Annotated in this window: 9 protein-coding genes and 1 pseudogene; 3 read left to right on the top strand and 7 right to left on the bottom strand. The window is 72.7% G+C overall.

Translation table 11 applies throughout. The features are described from left to right. Positions 1-132: 132 nt before the first annotated feature. Positions 133-396, top strand: a pseudogene (locus OHU74_RS22070) (chorismate mutase); the annotation flags it as partial. 296 nt (positions 397-692) lie between these two features. On the opposite strand, the gene OHU74_RS22065 reads toward OHU74_RS22070, so the two are convergent. The 7 genes from OHU74_RS22065 to OHU74_RS22035 all read right to left on the bottom strand — a co-directional run bounded on the left by OHU74_RS22065 (position 693) and on the right by OHU74_RS22035 (position 15,422). Then, the gene (locus OHU74_RS22065) at positions 693-2,315 is read right to left on the bottom strand and encodes a hypothetical protein (RefSeq protein ID WP_371617478.1); all 1,623 of its coding nucleotides are present in this window, start codon (positions 2,313-2,315) and stop codon (positions 693-695) included. 167 nt (positions 2,316-2,482) lie between these two features. Further along, positions 2,483-4,285: a GMC oxidoreductase gene (locus OHU74_RS22060; protein ID WP_371617477.1), complete on the bottom strand. Its 1,803-nt coding sequence runs from the start codon at positions 4,283-4,285 to the stop codon at positions 2,483-2,485. Between the two features lie 44 nt (positions 4,286-4,329). Next, entirely contained in the window at positions 4,330-5,955 is a 1,626-nt protein-coding gene (locus OHU74_RS22055; RefSeq protein ID WP_371617476.1) for a succinic semialdehyde dehydrogenase, read from the bottom strand. Between the two features lie 129 nt (positions 5,956-6,084). Then, positions 6,085-7,755, bottom strand: a complete 1,671-nt coding sequence (locus OHU74_RS22050) for a serine/threonine-protein kinase (RefSeq protein ID WP_371617475.1) — start codon at positions 7,753-7,755, stop codon at positions 6,085-6,087. A 128-nt stretch (positions 7,756-7,883) separates the two neighbouring features. Continuing rightward, positions 7,884-10,847, bottom strand: coding sequence for a protein kinase (locus tag OHU74_RS22045; RefSeq protein WP_371617474.1), 2,964 nt, complete (start codon positions 10,845-10,847; stop codon positions 7,884-7,886). A gap of 151 nt (positions 10,848-10,998) precedes the next feature. After that, on the bottom strand, positions 10,999-13,503 hold the full coding sequence (locus OHU74_RS22040; RefSeq protein WP_371617473.1) for a serine/threonine-protein kinase: 2,505 nt from the start codon (positions 13,501-13,503) through the stop codon (positions 10,999-11,001). A gap of 206 nt (positions 13,504-13,709) precedes the next feature. After that, positions 13,710-15,422, bottom strand: coding sequence for a glycerol-3-phosphate dehydrogenase/oxidase (locus tag OHU74_RS22035; RefSeq protein ID WP_371617472.1), 1,713 nt, complete (start codon positions 15,420-15,422; stop codon positions 13,710-13,712). A gap of 365 nt (positions 15,423-15,787) precedes the next feature. Here OHU74_RS22035 and OHU74_RS22030 point away from each other — a divergent pair, with 365 nt between their 5' ends. Beyond that, the gene (locus tag OHU74_RS22030) at positions 15,788-17,017 is read left to right on the top strand and encodes a nucleotide sugar dehydrogenase (protein WP_330298123.1); all 1,230 of its coding nucleotides are present in this window, start codon (positions 15,788-15,790) and stop codon (positions 17,015-17,017) included. 152 nt (positions 17,018-17,169) lie between these two features. Continuing rightward, a complete protein-coding gene (locus OHU74_RS22025) occupies positions 17,170-17,712 on the top strand; it encodes a hypothetical protein (protein WP_371617471.1) in 543 nt (180 codons plus the stop codon). Positions 17,713-17,820: the final 108 nt, after the last annotated feature.

The following is a 17,820-nucleotide window of genomic DNA, read 5'->3' as shown; positions in this document are numbered from 1 at the left end:
GTCGCCATGGGTCATCGTGATGCTCGCTTGAGCCACTGACTTCCCAGAGCGCCCCGGTCCGGACAGGACCGGGGCGCTCTTGCGTTCCGCTCCTGCCGGCACGATCGATCCCACGAACCGCAGGAGAAGAGACCCATGAGCGTCACCACCACCCCCGAGCAGCTGATCGCCGATTCCCGCGAGCGGATCGACGCCCTCGACGACCGGATCATCGGACTGATCCAGGAGCGGATGGCCGTCTCGACCGTCATCCAGGAGGCCCGGATCACATCGGGCGGCCGCCGGGTGCACCTGTCCCGGGAGATGGAGGTGCTGGGTCACTGGAGCGACGCCCTCGGCAAGCCCGGCACCACGCTCGCCATGACCCTGCTGGAGCTGTGCCGCGGCCGGGTCTGAGGCACTCTGGTGGGGCCGGTCGGCCGTTCGTCACCCGTCCGGACCGTGACCGCCCACACCGCCCTTCGTTGATGCGGGTGTCCGTGCCAGCCAGGCGCGGAACCGCAACACCACGCGTGGCTCCGACGGAGCGATGAGACGTGCGCCCTGAGGAGCGCGCGTCGTGGGACCTCGCTCCTTCGCGTGACCGGACGGCAGGGGACAGCAGCCCGGTCACCCCATAAAAGGACGGCCGGCCCGGGGGACGCCCCGGACCGGCCGTTCCTGCTTTTCTACGGAGCTGCGCGGCTACGGAGCTACGCGCGCGCGGCGGCCCTGCGGCGGAACGCCACGAACAGCGCGCCACCGGCGGCGACGAGCACCGCTCCGCCGATCGCGATCGGGCCGGCGGTGCTGCCGGTGGAGGCCAGGCCCCCGTTGGGCTTGGCGTTGTTGCCCGCGCCGGGAGCGGCCGAGGCGGAGGTGCTCGGAGCCGGGCTCGGCGCGGCCGTACCGGTGCTCGCACCCGGGGTCGGCGTGGTGGTGGAGCCCTTGGCATTGATCACGAAGGCGGCCCGGTTGTTGTCGTGGTTCGGGTCCCAGCCCTGCGGCTTGGTCGAACCGTCATTCCACTGACCGACCTGGACCGAGCCCTTGGCGTCCTCGACGACCTTCTCGATCTTCAGCTCGAACGGGTAGCTGACCTTCGCCTTCTCCCCGACGACGTAGTCCGACCCGCAGGTGTAGCGCGGGGCGCCCAGCTGCTCCTCGCGCCAGCTGCCGTCCGCGTTGAAGGCGGTGCACTCCTTCGCGACCTTGGTGACCTTCGCACCGGCCGGAATCACGATGTCCGTGATGGCCACGCTCTCACCGGAGCGCAGGTAGGCGACCCAGGCCGGGCCGTTGTTCTGGAACCCCAGGTCGGCCTTGACCGTCTCGCCCGCCTTGCCCTTGAGGGAGACGGGGGTGGCCGCGAAGTCGGCGGTGTTCGTCACGTGGAGGTCGAACTCGCGGTAGTTGTCCTGCGGGTTCAGATCGGCAGAGAGCCGCGCGGCCTTCGCCGGCCGTTCCTTGAGCGTCAGCTTCTTGCCCGTCTGCTGCTTGCTGGACGTCCCCGGGAACTTCGGCTCCCCGCCCTTCTCGTACACCGCGTAGGTGACGATCTCGTTGAAGGCGTACGGCGCGGCCTTGAGGGTCAGCGGATCGGTCTCGTAGACCAGGCCCGCCTTGATCTCGTCGTCGACGGTGCAGACCGTGGTGCTGTCCGGGTCCTGACCCGGGCCGCCACTGTAGGAGCAGTTGTCGTACCGCTCGACGAGGTCCAGGCCGCGGGTGTCGTGGATGACCAGGGACAGACCCCGCGCGGATTCGGTGCCGGTGTTCGACACGACGATCGGCAGGGGCTGCGTTGCGCCCGGCTTCATCTCCTCCTTGAGCCCGGCGTCCGCCAGCACCAGGTCGGGACCGCCCACCTTGACCTTGGTGGTGGCCGCCCGGAAGGTGGCCCCCTTGGCCGAGCCGGTCATCGTCAGGTCGACGGTGGTGCCGAGCTTGGCGTCCTTGGCCGCGCTCACGTCCAGCGCCGCGACCGTGTGGTCGTGCGGCCAGAGGCCGGACTGCGTGCACGTGACCGCGGTGTCGGTCAGCTTGCAGTCGGCGAGGCCGTGGTTCTCGCTCAGCGAGACGTCCGCGACGCCCTTGAGCTTGGCCAGGTCGACCGTGAAGGTGATCGGCCCCTCGAAGGGGTTCGAGGTGGGGTTCTCGATCCGGAAGTCGACGGTCGTCTTCTGCGCCTCGCCGCCCTGGGCGGGGTACGGCCGCAGTCCGATCGCGGACGGGGCGGTGAGGGTGAAGACGGGGTCCGCGGCGTTCGCGGGGGTGGTGGCCAGACCCACGGCCACCAGGCCGCAGGCGGCCAGCAGGGAGATGCGCTTTCTCATGCCCCCTTGACCATCGAACACCCGTCGCAGTTGCACATCTGACTGTGTGACGGACACCACAGACATGAATCCCGGATTCCGGTACAACCATCAGGCTTGAACATCTGTCACTTATGTACCGCGGTGGGTACGGCGCTCGGAGGGGGAGCGCCGTACCCACCGCGTTTTCATTCCGCGGCCGTCACCCGCGGCGGGATCTCCGGGACCGCCAGGAACGGCAGGCGCAGCGCCCCGAAGGCCTCCTTCGGGACGGCCGGGCGGGCCGGTTCCACGGCCGACAGGCGGGCGTAGGCCCGGCCCTGCTCCGGGCGCGGGTCGCGCTCGCCCTTGTTCGGCCAGTAGGACATCGCCCGTTCCGCCTGCGCGGTGATGGTCAGCGAGGGGTTGACCCCGAGGTTCGCGGAGACCGCCGAGCCGTCCACGACCGAGATGCCCGGGTGCCCGTAGAGCCGGTGGTACGGGTCGACCACGCCCTCCTCGGGCGAGGCACCGATCGGGCAGCCGCCGAGGAAATGGGCCGTCAGCGGGGTTCCCATCAGCTCGCCGACGTTACTGCCCGCAAATCCGTTGATTTCCTCCGCGAGCAGCGTCGCCGCCTGAGTGGCCTCGGCGATCTGTACCGGATTGGGTGCTCCGTGGCCCTGGCGGGCGGTGAGCAGGCCCTTCCCGAGGCCGCCGGGCTTGCGGTAGGTGGTCAGGGAGTTGTCGAGCGACTGCATGACCAGGCCGATGATGGTCCGCTCCGACCAGCGCCGGTTGGAGAGCGAGCGCAGGAGCTGCACCGGGTGCTTGGCGGTGCGCCCGAACCAGGCCCGGACCCGGTGCGGGGAGTACGGCACCTGGAGGATCGTCATGAACCCCATGGCATTGGAGCCCTTGCCGTAGCGCACCGGCTCGATGTGCGTGTCGGCGTTGGGGTGCACGGAGGAGGTGATGGCCACGCCCCGGGTGAAGTCCGCCCGCCCGTCCTTGCCGTGCCGCTTGCGGTAGCGCCGGTCATCGGTCTGAGCGCCTACGAGGCCTTCGGAGTTGGTCCGGGTCAGCTCCCCGAGCCGGTCCGACAGGCGGGGAAGCTCGCCGAGGTCCTTCATCGTGTGCAGCAGGGTCTGGGTGCCGTACGTGCCCGCCGCGACGACCACGTAGCGGGCGCGCAGCACCTTGGCCTTGCCGCGGCGGCGGCCGTCGGTGGGGACCGTGCGCACGCGGTGGCCGCCGGCCGGGTCCTCGGAGAGGGCGGTGACGGTCGTCATCGGGTGGATGACGGCGCCGGCCCGCTCGGCGAGGTGCAGGTAGTTCTCGTTCAGGGTGTTCTTCGCGCCGTGCCGGCAGCCGGTCATGCACTCGCCGCACTCGGTGCACGCCTTACGGGCGGGGCCGGCGCCGCCGAAGTACGGGTCGGCGACCTCGTCACCGGGCCGGACCCTGGCCTGGTCCTCGGCGTCGTCCCCGTCTCCGAAGAAGACGCCGACGGGGGCCATGTGGAAGGAGTCGGCGACGCCCATCACGGCGGCGGCCGCCTTCAGGTGCACGTCGGAAGGGGTCATCGTCGGGTTCAGCCGCACCCCCAGCATCCGCTTGGCCTGGTCGTAGTACGGGGCGAGCTCCGCGTGCCAGTCCGTGATGGACGCCCACTGCCGGTCCTCGAAGAAGGGGGTGGGCGGCACGTACAGGGTGTTGGCGTAGTTCAGCGAGCCGCCGCCCACTCCGGCGCCCGCGAGCACCATCACGTTGCCGAGGAGGTGGATGCGCTGGATCCCGTACAGACCGAGGGCCGGGGCCCACAGGTAGTTGCGGAGGTCCCAGCTGTTCTTCGGCAGGCTCTCGCGGGTGAAGCGGCGGCCCGCCTCCAGGACGCCGACCCGGTAGCCCTTCTCGGTGAGCCGCAGTGCCGAGACCGACCCTCCGAAGCCCGATCCGATGACGATGACGTCGTAGTCGTACGCGTCGTCGTCTGCTTCTTCGTACGACACTGCGGTGCCTCCCAAACGGATCGGAACGGATCGGACTGGACGGCCTAGCGGAGTCGGAGCGCCTTCATGACCTTGAGGCTGCGGGTCATGAACGCGGCGTACTTCTCGTCGTCCATGCCCAGCGAGGGCGCCATCGGCAGCAGCCGCTGGTGGGCGACGGTCTGGGCCTCGGTGTACTTGAGGATGCCCTCGGAGCCGTGGCGGCGGCCGAGCCCGGAGTCCTTCATGCCGCCCATGGGAGCGGCGGCGCTGCCGTAGGCGGGGGCGTAGCCCTCGTTGATGTTCACGGTGCCGGTGCGCAGGCGGGCGGCCACGGCGTGGCCGCGGCGGGAGTCCTTCGTCCAGACGCTGGAGTTCAGGCCGTAGGCCGTCCCGTTGGCCTGGGCGATGACCTCGTCCTCGTCGGTGAAGCGGTAGACGGAGACGACCGGGCCGAAGGTCTCCTCCCCGCACACCGCCATGGGCGCCTCGACGCCTTCGAGGATGGTCGGCTCGTAGAAGAGCGGGCCGATGTCGGGGCGGGCGACGCCGCCCGCGACGAGGGTGGCGCCCTTGGCCACGGCCTCGTCCACGTGCCTCGTCACGGATTCCAGCTGGCGCGTGCCGGCCAGGCAGCCCATCTCCGCGCCGTAGGCGAGGGAGGAGCCCAGGCGCATGGCCTTCGTGCGGGCGGCGAAACGGGCGATGAACTCGTCGGCGATCGAGGCGTGCACGTACAGGCGCTCGATGGAGATGCAGAGCTGGCCCGCGGAGGAGAAGCAGGCGCGGACGGCGCCGGCGGCGGCCTTCTCCACGTCGGCGTCGCGCAGGACGAGCATGGCGTTCTTGCCGCCGAGTTCGAGGGAGACCCCGACCAGGCGGGCGGCCGCACCCTGGGCGACCTCGCGGCCGGTACGCGTGGAGCCGGTGAACGAAACGTAGTCGGCGTGGCGGACCACCTCGGGGCCGACGACCGGGCCCTCGCCGAGGACGATCTGGAACACCTCCGCCGGCAGCCCCGCCTCGATCATCAGGTCGCGGGCCCACAGCGCGCTGAGCGCGGTCTCGGTGTCGGGCTTCATCACGACGGCGTTGCCCGCGACGAAGGCGGGCAGGGCGTCGCCGATGGACAGCTCGAAGGGGTAGTTCCAGGGGGCGATCTGGCCGACGACCCCGCGCGGCTGGCGCAGCTCGGTGACCTTGGTGAGGGTGGGCATGGCGCCCGTGTGGCCCTTGGGGCGCAGGTACGAGGGGGCCTTGCGGCCGTAGTGCCGGGCGGAGATCGCGACGGCCTGGACCTCTTCGTGGGCGTGCAGACGGGCCTTGCCGGTCTCCAGCTGGATCAGGTCGAGCACCTCGGACTGGCGCGAGAGGACCAGGTCGTGGAAGCGCAGCAGTACGGCGGCCCGTGCGCGGACGGGCACGGCGGCCCAGGCGGGCTGCGCGGCGCGGGCCGCGGCGAAGGCCTCGGCCACCTCCCCGGGGGTGGCCTCGGGAAGGTCCGCGAGCTTGTCGCCCGTGAAGGGGCTGTGGTTGGCGGTGCGGCCGGAGCCGGCGACTCCGCGGATCAGCCGGGCGACGAGTTCGGGGGTCACCACGTCGGCGGCGCTCCGGGCGCCGGCCGGGGCGGGGGCGACCGGGTTGGTGGGCTGCGGGGCGCTGCGGAGGGCCGGGGCCTGCGTGTCCGTCATGCCGGTGAGCGTATTGCGCCCGGGAGGCTTTGGGTACCCGCCGGTAACCGGATTTTGTCATTTCCGCCAGTGATCGCTGGCAGGATGGCGGAAATCCGGGGCCCGGGGCCGCCCCCGGCCCGGCCGGGCTCAGCCCTCGGACGCCGGCTGCCAGCCGGTGAGCACGGTGTCGAACTGTGACCGGGCCGTCTGCCAGTCGGCTACCGGACTCGACATGTACACCGCGTACTCGGTGCCGTCCGAGCCGTAGTACATCTGCTCGATCGCACGCCGGGGCCCCGTGAACGCCCCGGTCTTCTCCGTCCAGGTGAACTCCCACAGGCCGGCCTTGACCTGCCCCCGGAAGGTGTTCTGGTGCAGCGTCACGCGCACGTAGTCGGAGCGCTTGGCCAGCTGCTTTTCCAGGTCCAGCAGGTGCATGTACGGGTTGTCGAACTCCGGCTTCGGGTTCACGGCGAGCCGGATGAAGTGCTTGCCGCCGTCCGGCGTGTAGTCGATCTGCCCGCCGTCCATCCGGCGGGTCCAGCCGTCCGGGACGAAGAGCGAGAAGCCCCCCGGATCCTCGACCTTGTGCCAGCCGGCCGGCGCGACCGCCGCCTTCTCGCCCTTGGAGTCATCGGTCCCGGGCGACTTGCCGGACGTGCTCGCGCTCCTGGACGGATCCGCACCGGCCCCGTCCGCGTTCGCGTCCCCGGTGTACTTCAGCACCCCGAACACCCCCGCGCCGCCGAGCACCGCGGCCACCAGGGCGACCACCGCCGCACGCCGGACACGGCCGACGGCGGGGCCGCCCCGGCCCTGGTCCGGGTGCATCTGGCCGTGACCACGACCCTGGTCCGGGCCGTGGCCCTGGGATCCCGGGTGCGTCCCGGCGGGCAGCTCGGCCGTGTCCGTGGAGCCGCCCCGGACGGGGGCCAGCTCCTCGAAGCCGACCGCGCGCGTGGGCACGTACTCCTGCGCCGCCTTCGGCTCGCGGCCCTCCATCGCCTCCAGCAGCATCTGCTCCACATCGGCGGCCGACGGCCGGTGCGCCGGGTCCTTGCGCAGCAGCGCCGTGATGACCGCGGCCAGCGGGCCCGCGTGGGCCGGGGGCGGCAGCTCGTCGTTGACCACGGCCTGGAGGCTGGAGATGGGCGAGGTGCGGCGGAACGGCGAACGGGCCTCGACCGCCGTGTACAGCGTCGCGCCCAGCGCCCACAGGTCGGAGGCCGGGTCCGGGGGCCCGCCCGTGACCCGCTCGGGGGCCAGGTAGTCGATGGAGCCGACGAGTTCGCCGGTGCGCGTGATGGAGGAGTCTCCCTCGATCGCGGCGATCCCGAAGTCCGCGAGCATCACCCGCCCGTCCTTGGCGAGCATGACGTTGCCGGGCTTCACGTCCCGGTGCAGTACGCCGACCGCGTGCGCGGCCCGCAGGGCGCGCAGCACGTGCAGCCCGATCCGGGCCGCCTCGCGGGGCTCGATCCGTCCGGCCGTCTTCGCCGAGTCCGCGAGGGAGGGTCCGTCGATGTACTCCATGACGATCCACGGCCGGTCGTCGTGTTCCAGCACGTCATGGACGGTGACGACGGCCGGATGCTGGATCCGGGCCGCGGCCCGCGCCTCCTTCTGGGTCCGGGCGTGCATGACCTCCCGGTCGGCCTGGGCTACGTACAGGCCGGCCGTCAGTTCCTTGACGGCGACGGTTCTGTGCAGCAGCTCGTCGTGCGCGCGCCAGACCTTGCCCATGCCGCCCCTGCCGATGGGCTCCACGAGCCGGTACCGGCCTGCGAGCAACGCACCCGCACCTGTCTGCTGTTCCACGAAACCCCGCCGCCGCTCTGTGCACTTCCGGTCAGACTACGGAGCGTGCGGGCGCTGCCGGAACCTCTCGGCGGCGGTGCGGCCGCACTGTGACGCAATCGCCGTACTAATGACTCGTCAGGAGGTGTTCACCCACCGGATTTGTAACTGGCCGTCGCCTGTTCGAAAGCCTCCGTGACCTTGCCCTCCTGGTCGAGCGGGCCCGTGACCAGGACGATGTGGTACGAACCTCCGAGCGCGACGACGAAGTTGCGGGCCACGACGGACCGGCCGTTGCCGTCGATCCAGGTGTACCGGCCGGTGACGCGGAGCTGGTTGCCGACCTTCGTGGAGCGGATGTCGCTGACGCTGGACCAGGTGGAGGAGCGGTACGGAGCCAGCTCGGACTCCTTGTCCTTCTGGTACGTCGCCGGATCCGGGTTGCCCTCCACCTTGTCCCGGCCGGGGACGATGGTGAGGGCGAAGTCCCCGTCGACGTAGCGCACCTGTCCGGACTCGTTGATTCCGCGCCGCTCCCAGCCGTTCGGGACCGTGATCGCGAAGTGCTCGGCGTCCTGCTGGGTGGTGTACCCGGGCGGGGCGGGGGCGTTGGTCTGGGCGGCGGGCTTGGACTCCGGCGGGCTGGCGGAAGGGCGGGGCGCGCCGGCACTTGGGCTCTGGCTCTTCCCCGGGCTCGGCGTCTGCCCCGGGCTCTGCGCCGAGGTGGCGGGCGGCTTGACCCCGGCGGCCCGCTGCCCGGCCTGCGGTTCGGCGGAGCGGGGCATGAAGAACATGGCGTAGGCCACGGCTCCGGCGAGCAGCACGAGGATCCCGAGCAGCAGGGAACGCCCCAGCGCACGCGGCTTGTGGGGGTGTTCGGCGCTGCGGTGGCGGCCGTGCAGATCGGCCCGCCGCCGTACGACGGGCAGCCGCGCGGGATCCGGCTCCGGCATCGGGAGCAGCATGGCGAAGCCGCCGTCGGGCTCGGGCGCGGAGCGCACGAGGGAGCGCAGCCAGCCGCGGAGCTCCTCGAAGTCGGGGCGTTCGGTCGGGTCCTGACGCAGCAGCGACTCCACGATCGGGCGCAGCGGACCGCACTCCTCGGCGAAGGCGGGCGGCTCGGCGCAGACCATCTCCACGAGCTCGGCGACGCTGTCCTCCGGGTACGGGGCATGGCCCTGCACGGCCCGGTACAGCAGAGCCCCGAGCCCCCAGAGGTCGGTGGCCGGCCCGACGGGTGCGGCCAACTGCCAGGGCCCGTGCACGGCCTGCGCCTGCTCGGGCGACCACCGCTCGGTGACGGCCCCGACCACGGCCATCCGCGTCTGCCGGGCCCGCTCGGCGGCGAGCCCACCCCTGGGACCACTCCCCCACCCGCCGGAGCCCTGGGGCGGGGCGGACGCCGGGGCGTTCGCCGGGGCCGAGGCCGCCGTGGGGGGACGCCCCTGCCCGGGCCCGGGAGGCCCGCCCGGACGCACCGCCGGGGGGCCGGGCCGGGCCGGAGCACTGCCCTGAGCACTGCCCGGCGCCGTGGCCGGGTCCTCCGCCTGGCGGTAGCCCTGCGGCAGCGCGAGTTGCGCGGGAAGCGCGGGGCGGACCGGCGGGGTGCGCGGCTCCGCCTCCGCCGGGGGCAGGGGCTGGGCCTCAGCCGGGGGCTGGGGCTGGGGCTGGGGCTGGGGCTGGGGCTGGGGCTGGGGCTGGGGCTGGGGCTGGGGCTGGCTGCGCGGGGTGGCGCCGTGCCAGGCCGCGCCGCTCACGGGCCCCCCGTACGGGTACGAGTACCCCTGCGGCAGCTTCGACCCCTCGGGCCTCGGCTCCGCCGCGGTCTCCGCGCCCGCCTCGAGCGCGGGCTGTGCTCCGGCCTTGCGCTGCTCGGTGATCCGCGCCGCGGCCTGCGCACCGGCTCGGTACGCGGCGATGGCCCCGGCCCGCGCGGCGGCCTTCAGGTCGGGCCGCTCCCCGGTCGCCCCGGGGCTGATGTGGTCGTTGTACCGCGGCCCGGTGTCGTACCCGGGAGCCACGAGGGGCGCGTACTCGGCCCTCCCGCCGCCGCTCTCCGGGGCAGCCGCCCCGCCCCCGGTCCCGGCGACACCCGACCCCGAGCCGTACCCGGCCCCGGCGTCGTACCCGGCGTCATCCCGGCCGGTCTCGTACCCGGCCTCGCCGCGCCCGGAGTCGTACCCGTACCCGGCCTCGTCCCGCCCCGAGCCGTACTCGGAGTCGTACCCGGTTTCGCCCCGCCCCGAGCCGTACCCGGAGTCGTACCCGGTTTCGCCCCGCCCGGAGTCGTACCCGGCCTCCTCCCGCCCGGAGTCGTACCCGTACCCGGCCCCGGAACCCGAGGCTTCCTGCGCGAAGCCGACCGCGTCCTGCCCGTACCCGTACCGGGCGACCTCCCCGGAACCGGAACCGGAGCCGGACCCGCCCGCGCGTGCTGGGCCACCCGGCCCGAAGCCGTAGCCGCCGGTCCCCGGGTCAGCCGTCGGCCCCGCGAGGGAGCCCGTGCCCGCGAAGCCCTCGGCATCCGGCGACGGGACCGGGTCGTACCCGCACAGCGCGTCCTCCGCGGCCCCCGCCGCCAGCCCCGTCAGGACGACGCGGCCGTCCTCGCAGATCAGGACCGTCCGCGTGGTGATGTTCCGATGGGTCCAGCCGTGCGCGTGCAGCACCCGCAGCGCGGTCAGCACGTCCGCCGCGACCTCCGCCGCCCGGTACGGGCTCAGCGGTTCCTCGGCGATCAGCGCCGCCAGCGGTCTGGCCGGTACGAGTTCGCTCACTATCCACAGCGACCCGCCCTCCGCGAACACGTCGAAGACCTGGTCCAGCCGCGGATGGTCCGGCACGGACGCCGCCGCCTGCGCCGCCGCGATGGCCCTGCGCACGGCGGGCAGTTCACCCGGAGCCCGGGTTCGCCGCCCCGCGCCGGCCGGATCGTCCCGGGTGCCGTCCAGCAGCTCCGCGTCCACGACCTCCGGCAACGGCACCTGCCGTACCAGGACTTCCTGCCCGCTCCGCGTGTCGAAGGCGCGGGTCTCTATCAGTTCGTACTCGTCGGACGGCGGCAGCGGCAGGCGGTAACGGCTGGCCAGGATCCGGCCCGCATAGTCCTCCACTTCGCCTCCCCCGAGAGCTGTGGACCCGTCCCCATGGCCCGGCTGCCACGATACGTCGCCCAGGGCGCCCGCGTCCCGGCCCTGGCAAGGCTCGCGCCCAAGGCCCATGCCCAAAGGCTCGTGCCCAGGGCTCACGCCCCGGGGGCTCGCGTCAGCTCAGCGGCTGGAACGTCTCGAACGCCGTCTTGCGCATCTGCGAGCATTCCGCGGCGTCCCACTGGTCGGCCGCGCAGCTGATCATGATCGCGTAGCCGTGCTTCGCGTCCATCCTGAACCCGCGGTCGAGCACGCGGACCCTCGTGCCCTTCTGGTCCCGCTCGAACTCCCAGTCCGCGACGGTCGGGTACCCCCGGTAGTCCACCACGTCGACCCGCAGCAGCTTGTAGTTCGTGCTGCTGCTCGACACGGCCGGAGCGAGCTCCAGCCACGCGGCGCGGGCGTCCTGACCCGGCTTGGCGTTGAAGTCGACCTGGATGCGCGGGAAACCGCCGTCGCGGCTGTATATCGCGCCGTCGTTGTCGCCGATCGTGTCGGTCTGCTTGAAGCCCTGCGGCATCGCCATCGCGAAGTGCAGCCCCGGCTCCGTCACCATCACGTACCCGGCCGGGAGTCCGCCACCGGAGCCCCCGGGCGTAGCGCCCTGCCCCTGACCGCTGCTGGTCGTACCGGTACCGGTACCCGTACCCGTGCCGGTCCCCGCGCCGGGGCTCGGCGAGCCCGCACCGCCGTTGGCGCTGGTGCCCGGTCCCCCGGACTTCGGCGGCGGGGTGGGCGCCGGTGACGCTCCGCCCGCCGGGCTGGACGCGGACGAGGGGTTGCCACCCTTGCCCTCGTTCTTCGCGCCGCCCTTCTCGTCGCCGTTGAAGGCGTACGCGATGAGCGAGCCTATGACCGCCAGGACGACGACCAGGCCGGCTATCGCGAGCACGATGGTGCGGCGCGGCATGACGTCGGTGAGCGGCGCCGGGACGGGCGCGGGGCGCGCGGTCGGGGGCGGGGCGCCCGTCGTGGCCGTGGCGGTGACGACCGCGGCCGCCTTGCGGGCCGACTTCAACGCCGCGCGGGCGCGCTCGCGCTGCTCCCGCTCCCGGCGCTCGCGCTCCTTCTTCTCTGCCTTCTCGGCAGCCTTCGCCGCCTTCTCGGCATTCGCCTTCTCCGCGGCCTCCTGTGCCTCGGCGAGCGATATCTGCCGGGTTTCCTCGGCGCTCGGCGCCGCTACGGGGGCCGGCTCCTCCGGCGCTTCGATCACGGCGGTGAGCATCGCCCGCGCGCGGTCGTCGTCGAGCCGGTGGGCGGGGTCCTTGACGAGGAGTCCGTAGATGACCTCGGTCAGCGGACCGGCGTTCTTGGGCGGGTCGACCGGCTCGGTCATGACCGCGGTGAGGGTGGCGAGGGCCGAACCCTTGTCGTACGGGGGCGTCCCCTCGACCGAGGCGTACAGCAGCCCGCCGAGCGACCACATGTCCGCGGGCGGACCGGGGCGCTGGCCGCGGGCCCGCTCGGGGGAGATGTACGAGGGTGCTCCGACGAGCATGCCGGTGGAGGTGACGGACGGGTCGCCCTCGACCTGGGCGATGCCGAAGTCGGTGAGGATGACGCGGCCGTTGCCGTGGTCGGCGAGGAGCACGTTGGAGGGCTTCACGTCCCGGTGCAGGATGCCCTGGCGGTGCGCGGCGCGCAGTACGTCGAGGACGGCGAGGCCGACCTCGGCGGCGCGACGGGGGGTGAGGGGACCGTTCTCCCGGATGAACTCGGCGAGGGACGGGCCCTCGATGAGCTCCATGACGATCCACGGGCGGCCGTCTTCGTCGACGACGTCGTAGACGGTCACCGCGCCACCGCTGCGGATCCGCGCGATGGCCTTGGCCTCGCGCAGGGTGCGGGTGATGAGGCGGCGCTTCTCGTCCTCGTCCACGCCGGTGCCGAAGCGGAGTTCCTTGACGGCGACGGTGCGGCCGAGGGTCTCGTCCTCGGCGCGCCAGACCGTGCCCATGCCGCCCTTGCCGAGGACGTCGCTGAGCCGGTAGCGGCCCGCGAGCAGTCGGCCCTCGTCCTGAGCGCCCTGCCCCGCCTTGACCACGGCCGCCTTGACGGCCGCCGCCACCTCGTCGGCCTTGCTCACCGCGGCAGGCTTCGCCGCCGGAGCCGGAGCCGCAGCCCCACCCGCAGGCTTCGCGTCCTCGGGCTCAGCCTTAGCGGCCGCCTTCTCGGGCGCCTTCGCGGCAGCCTTCGCGGCGCCGCCGGACCGCGCCGCCGGAACGGCAGCCCCACCCACGGCGGGCTTCGCGTCCTCGGGCTCCGCCACGGCCGTCTTCGCCACCGGAGCCTTGCGCAACTCCGGCTTCGCCGCAGCAGGCTTCGGGGCCTCCGGCTCCGCCGCAGCGGGCTTCGCGTCCTGCGGCTCCGCCGACTCGCTCGGCTTCGCCTGGCCGGCCGACTTCACCGATCCGCTCGGCTCCGCCGACTTGCTCGGCTCCGCCCGCCCAACCGGCTTCGCCGCAGCAGGCTTCAGGGCCTCCGGCTTCGCGTCCTGCGGTTCCGTCTCCCCGGCCGCCGGGGCGGCCTTGGCCCCGGCCCGGCCCGTGCCGCCGCGCTTCGCGGTGGGGGGCTTCGGGCCCGCGGGCTTCTCGTCCGCGTGATCGGCTGCCGGAGACACCGGCGATCCCGTCCCGACAGACGGCTCCGGCGACTCGGTGTGCTCCGGCTTCGACATGCGTCCCCTCTGCGATCGTGCCGCCTGTTCCGGTTGTCCCGGCAGTGGCCGGGGTCCCCGGTAACCCGCCCCGGCAGAACCCTCATTGTCCCTTACTCCGCAACGGACGGGAGCCCCGGGTCCGTGGTTCCCCCCTCCACATTGCGGAGTTACAACGGGACGATGTCCGGTGCCCCCAGCCTCGCGGCGTCCGCCGTCTGGTCGTCCGGCTGGCGCTGCGATTCCCGTTCCGCCTGCACCCGCTTTTCGTAGTGTTCCACTTCCTTCTCGATCTGCTGCTTGTCCCACCCCAGTACCGGAGCCATCAACTCCGCGCACTCCCGCGCCGATCTCGTCCCCCGGTCGAAGGTCTCGATCGAGATCCGCGTCCGCCGCGTCAGTACGTCGTCGAGGTGCCGCGCGCCCTCGTGCGAGGCCGCGTAGACCACTTCGGCCCGGAGGTAGTCGTCGGCGCCCGTCAGCGGCTCCCCCAGCGAGGCGTCCGCCGCGATCAGCGACAGCAGTTCCTCCGTCAGCGAGCCGTACCGGTTCAACAGGTGCTCCACCCGCACCACGTGGAGCCCCGTCCGCGCCGCGATCCTCGCCCGCCCGTTCCAGAGCGCCCGGTACCCCTCCGCCCCGACCAGCGGCACGTCCTCCGTCACGCACTCCGCGACCCGCTGGTCCAGGCCGTGCACGGCCTCGTCCACCGCGTCCTTGGCCATCACCCGGTACGTCGTGTACTTGCCTCCCGCGACCACCACCAGCCCCGGCACCGGATGCGCCACCGTGTGCTCGCGCGAGAGCTTGCTCGTCGCGTCCGACTCCCCGGCCAGCAGCGGCCGCAGGCCGGCGTAGACCCCCTGGACGTCGTCCCGGGTGAGCGGCACCGCCAGCACCGTGTTCACGTGCTCCAGCAGGTAGTCGATGTCGGCGCTCGAAGCCGCCGGGTGCGCCTTGTCCAGGTCCCAGTCGGTGTCCGTGGTGCCCACGATCCAGTGCCGGCCCCACGGGATGACGAACAGGACGGACTTCTCCGTCCGCAGGATCAGCCCCGTCGAGGAGTGGATCCGGTCCTTCGGGACGACCAGATGGATGCCCTTCGACGCCCGTACGTGGAACTGTCCGCGCTCCCCGATCAGCGCCTGGGTGTCGTCCGTCCACACCCCCGTCGCGTTGACGATCTGCTTCGCGCGGATCTCGTACTCCCCGCCGCCCTCCACGTCCTGGACCCGGGCGCCGACGACCCGCTCGCCCTCGCGCAGGAAGCCGACGACCCTCGCCCGGTTGGCGCACTGCGCCCCGTACGCGGCGGCCGTCCGCACCAGCGTCGCCACGTACCGCGCGTCGTCCATCTGGGCGTCGTAGTACTGCAGGGCGCCCACCAGCGCGTCCTTGCGCAGCGCCGGGGCGATCCGCAGGGCGCGCTTGCGCGAGAGGTGGCGGTGCGTCGGCAGCCCGCGCCCGTGGCCGCTGGAGAGCGACATGGCGTCGTACAGGGCGACCCCGGAGCCCGCGTAGAACCGCTCCCACCCCTTGTGCTGCAACGGGTAGAGGAACGGCACCGGCTTCACCAGGTGCGGGGCGAGGCGCCCCAGCAGCAGGCCGCGCTCCTTCAGCGCCTCCCGCACGAGGCCGAAGTCGAGCATCTCCAGGTATCTGAGCCCGCCGTGGATGAGCTTGCTGGAGCGGCTGGAGGTGCCCGAAGCCCAGTCCCGCGCCTCCACCAGCCCGGTCGCCAGACCGCGGGTCACGGCATCCAGCGCGGTCCCGGCCCCCACCACGCCCGCGCCGACCACCAGCACGTCCAGCTCCCGCTCGGCCATTGCGGCGAGCGCCTCGGCCCGCTGCGCCGGTCCGAGCACCCCGGCCCCACCCCCCATTCCCCTTCCGAACCCCGCACCCGGGCCCGAGCCCGAACCCGACCCTGCGCCGTTCCCTGTCCCTGTCCCTGTCCCTGTCGTGCTCACAGCCGCCTGCCTCCCGTTACGCGGGCCGCCCTGCCCGCCCCGTGGGGTCGTCCCACCCGTCGTGGGTGATCCCGCTCACATCGCCCGTTCACGATTCTGTCCGCCCGCACCCACATCAGCCACCGCCTGTGGATAACACGACGGCGACCACCACCCCTGAATGCGACATATCTGTCATATATACGCCTAGTCTGACATTGCGCCAGCTCTCCGCATCCACAGGACTTGCGCGCTCCGCCCCCTCATGCATGTCAGGGAAGGGAAGGGACGGCACCCCCATGCCCGCAGATCTCGCCGTCATCGGACTCGGCCATCTCGGTCTCCCGCTCGCCCAGGCAGCCGTGGCCGCCGGGATCGAGACGGTCGGCTACGACAGCGGTCCGGCGACGGACTCCACCCTCACAGCCGCCGAGATCCGCCGCATGTCGGCGGCCGGCTTCCGGGTCACCACCAACCCCGTAGAACTCGGCCGGGTCCGCACCGCCGTCATCTGCGCCCCCACCCAGCTCGGCGCGGACCGTGCACTCGACCTGTCCGCGGTCGGCGAGGCAGGCCGTACGCTCGCCGCCCGGCTGCGCCCCCACACCACCGTGATCCTCGAATCGGCCGCCCACCCGGGCGTCACCGAGGAGTACCTGCGCCCGATCCTCGAATCGGGCTCCCGGCTGCGCGCCGGCCGGGACTTCCATCTGGCCTACTCCCCCAGCCGCCTCGACCCCGGCAACCGCACGCACGGCATCTCCAACACCCCCAAGGTCATCGGCGGCCTCACCCCCGCCTGCACCGAGTCGGCGCACGCCTTCTACGCCCGCCTCACCGACAAGGTGGTCCGCGCCCGCGGCCTGCGCGAGGCCGAGACCGTACAGCTCCTCGAAACCAACTACCGTCACGTCAACATCGCCCTCATGAACGAGATGGCGGTGCTGTGCCACGACCTCGGCGTGGACCTGTGGGACGTCATCCGGTGCGCCGAGACCAAGCCGTACGGGTTCCAGGCCTTCCGCCCCGGCCCCGGGGTCGGCGGCCACGGTGTCCCCCTCGACCCCAACTACCTCCCCCACACCACCCGCACCCCGGGCCACCCGCTGCGCATGATCGGCCTGGCGCAGGAGATCAACAACCGGATGCCGCAGTACGTCATCCAGCGCAGCGCCACCCTGCTCAACGAGCACGGCAAGTCCGCCCGCGGGGCCCGCGTCCTCCTCCTGGGCGTCACCTACAAGCCGGACCTCGCCGACCAGGAGGGCTCCCCGGCCCGCGAGATCGCCAGCCGCCTCCTCGACCTCGGGGCGCTGATCAGCTACCACGACCCGTACATCGGCGGCTGGCGCGTCAGGGACCAGCCCGTTCCCCGCGCGGAATCGTTGTACGAGGCCGCCGCCAACGCCGATCTGACGATCCTGCTCCAGCACCACCGCACGTACGACCTCCAAGGCCTGGCGGTGAAGGCCCAGTTGCTGCTGGACACCCGCGGAGCCAGCCCGGTGGGCGCCGCGCACCGGCTGTAACCCGCCGCCGGTCACGGCCCACGACGGCCGAAATCCCCTCCTAGGACGCCATGGGCGACTGCTAGCCTGCGGCGACTTATCTCGCGCATACGTCCCATGCACAGACATGCGGCTTTCCCGTGCGCCCGAAAATCCCTGGGGGGGATTTCTCCATGAGCCAGCAGATCCAGCCGCCCGCGCCCGAATCCGCGACGCCTTCGACCGCGCCCGACGCCGTCCCCGCACCCCCGGCCCCGGCCGGCTTCCCGGCCCAGTCCGGCGCCTCGTACCTGGCTGCGGCCCCGGCCCGCACCGGCAACGTGGCCCTCGGCATCGTCGCCGCGTTCGTCGCCGCCCTCGTCGCGGCCGGGGCGTACGGCGGCATCATGAACGCCCTGGAGCGCCAGTTCAGCTACGCCGCGATCGGTGTCGGCCTGCTCGTCGGTTTCGCCGCCGCCAAGGTCGGCGGCCGCAACCCGGTCCTGCCCGTGGTCGCGGCCGTGTTCTCGCTCGGCGCCGTCTACCTCGGTCAGCTGTTCTTCGTCGCGCTCTTCGTCGCGAAGATGTCCGGCACCGGCCTGGGCGACGTCATCGACACCATGGGCGTCAGCGGTATCAACTCCGCCTTCCAGGAGGGTGCCGACGTCATCAACTACGTCTTCATCCCCATCGCCGGTGTCGTCGCGTTCAGCGTCGCCCGCAAGCTGAACTCCTGACGACCGGGGCGGTCCGCCGCTCCCACCCCGGCAGCCGAGCCCGGAGCACCGGGCCGGCCTGCCGCCGCGCCGCACGGCGGTCCACCCGCGCCGGGAAGCGCGGCGAAT

Source organism: Streptomyces sp. NBC_00454 (genome assembly GCF_041434015.1).
Lineage (GTDB): Bacteria > Actinomycetota > Actinomycetes > Streptomycetales > Streptomycetaceae > Streptomyces.
Note: the sequence above shows the minus strand (reverse complement) of the source record. Positions and strands in the feature narration are given on the sequence as shown.

What these genes read in the sequence shown, in the direction of transcription:
- OHU74_RS22065 (WP_371617478.1), bottom strand. Translation starts at nt 2,315, where the DNA reads ATGAGAAAGCGCATCTCCCTGCTGGCCGCCTGCGGCCTGGTGGCCGTG.
- OHU74_RS22055 (WP_371617476.1), bottom strand. Translation starts at nt 5,955, where the DNA reads ATGACGGACACGCAGGCCCCGGCCCTCCGCAGCGCCCCGCAGCCCACC.
- OHU74_RS22035 (WP_371617472.1), bottom strand. Translation starts at nt 15,422, where the DNA reads ATGGGGGGTGGGGCCGGGGTGCTCGGACCGGCGCAGCGGGCCGAGGCG.
- OHU74_RS22030 (WP_330298123.1), top strand. Translation starts at nt 15,788, where the DNA reads ATGCCCGCAGATCTCGCCGTCATCGGACTCGGCCATCTCGGTCTCCCG.
- OHU74_RS22025 (WP_371617471.1), top strand. Translation starts at nt 17,170, where the DNA reads ATGAGCCAGCAGATCCAGCCGCCCGCGCCCGAATCCGCGACGCCTTCG.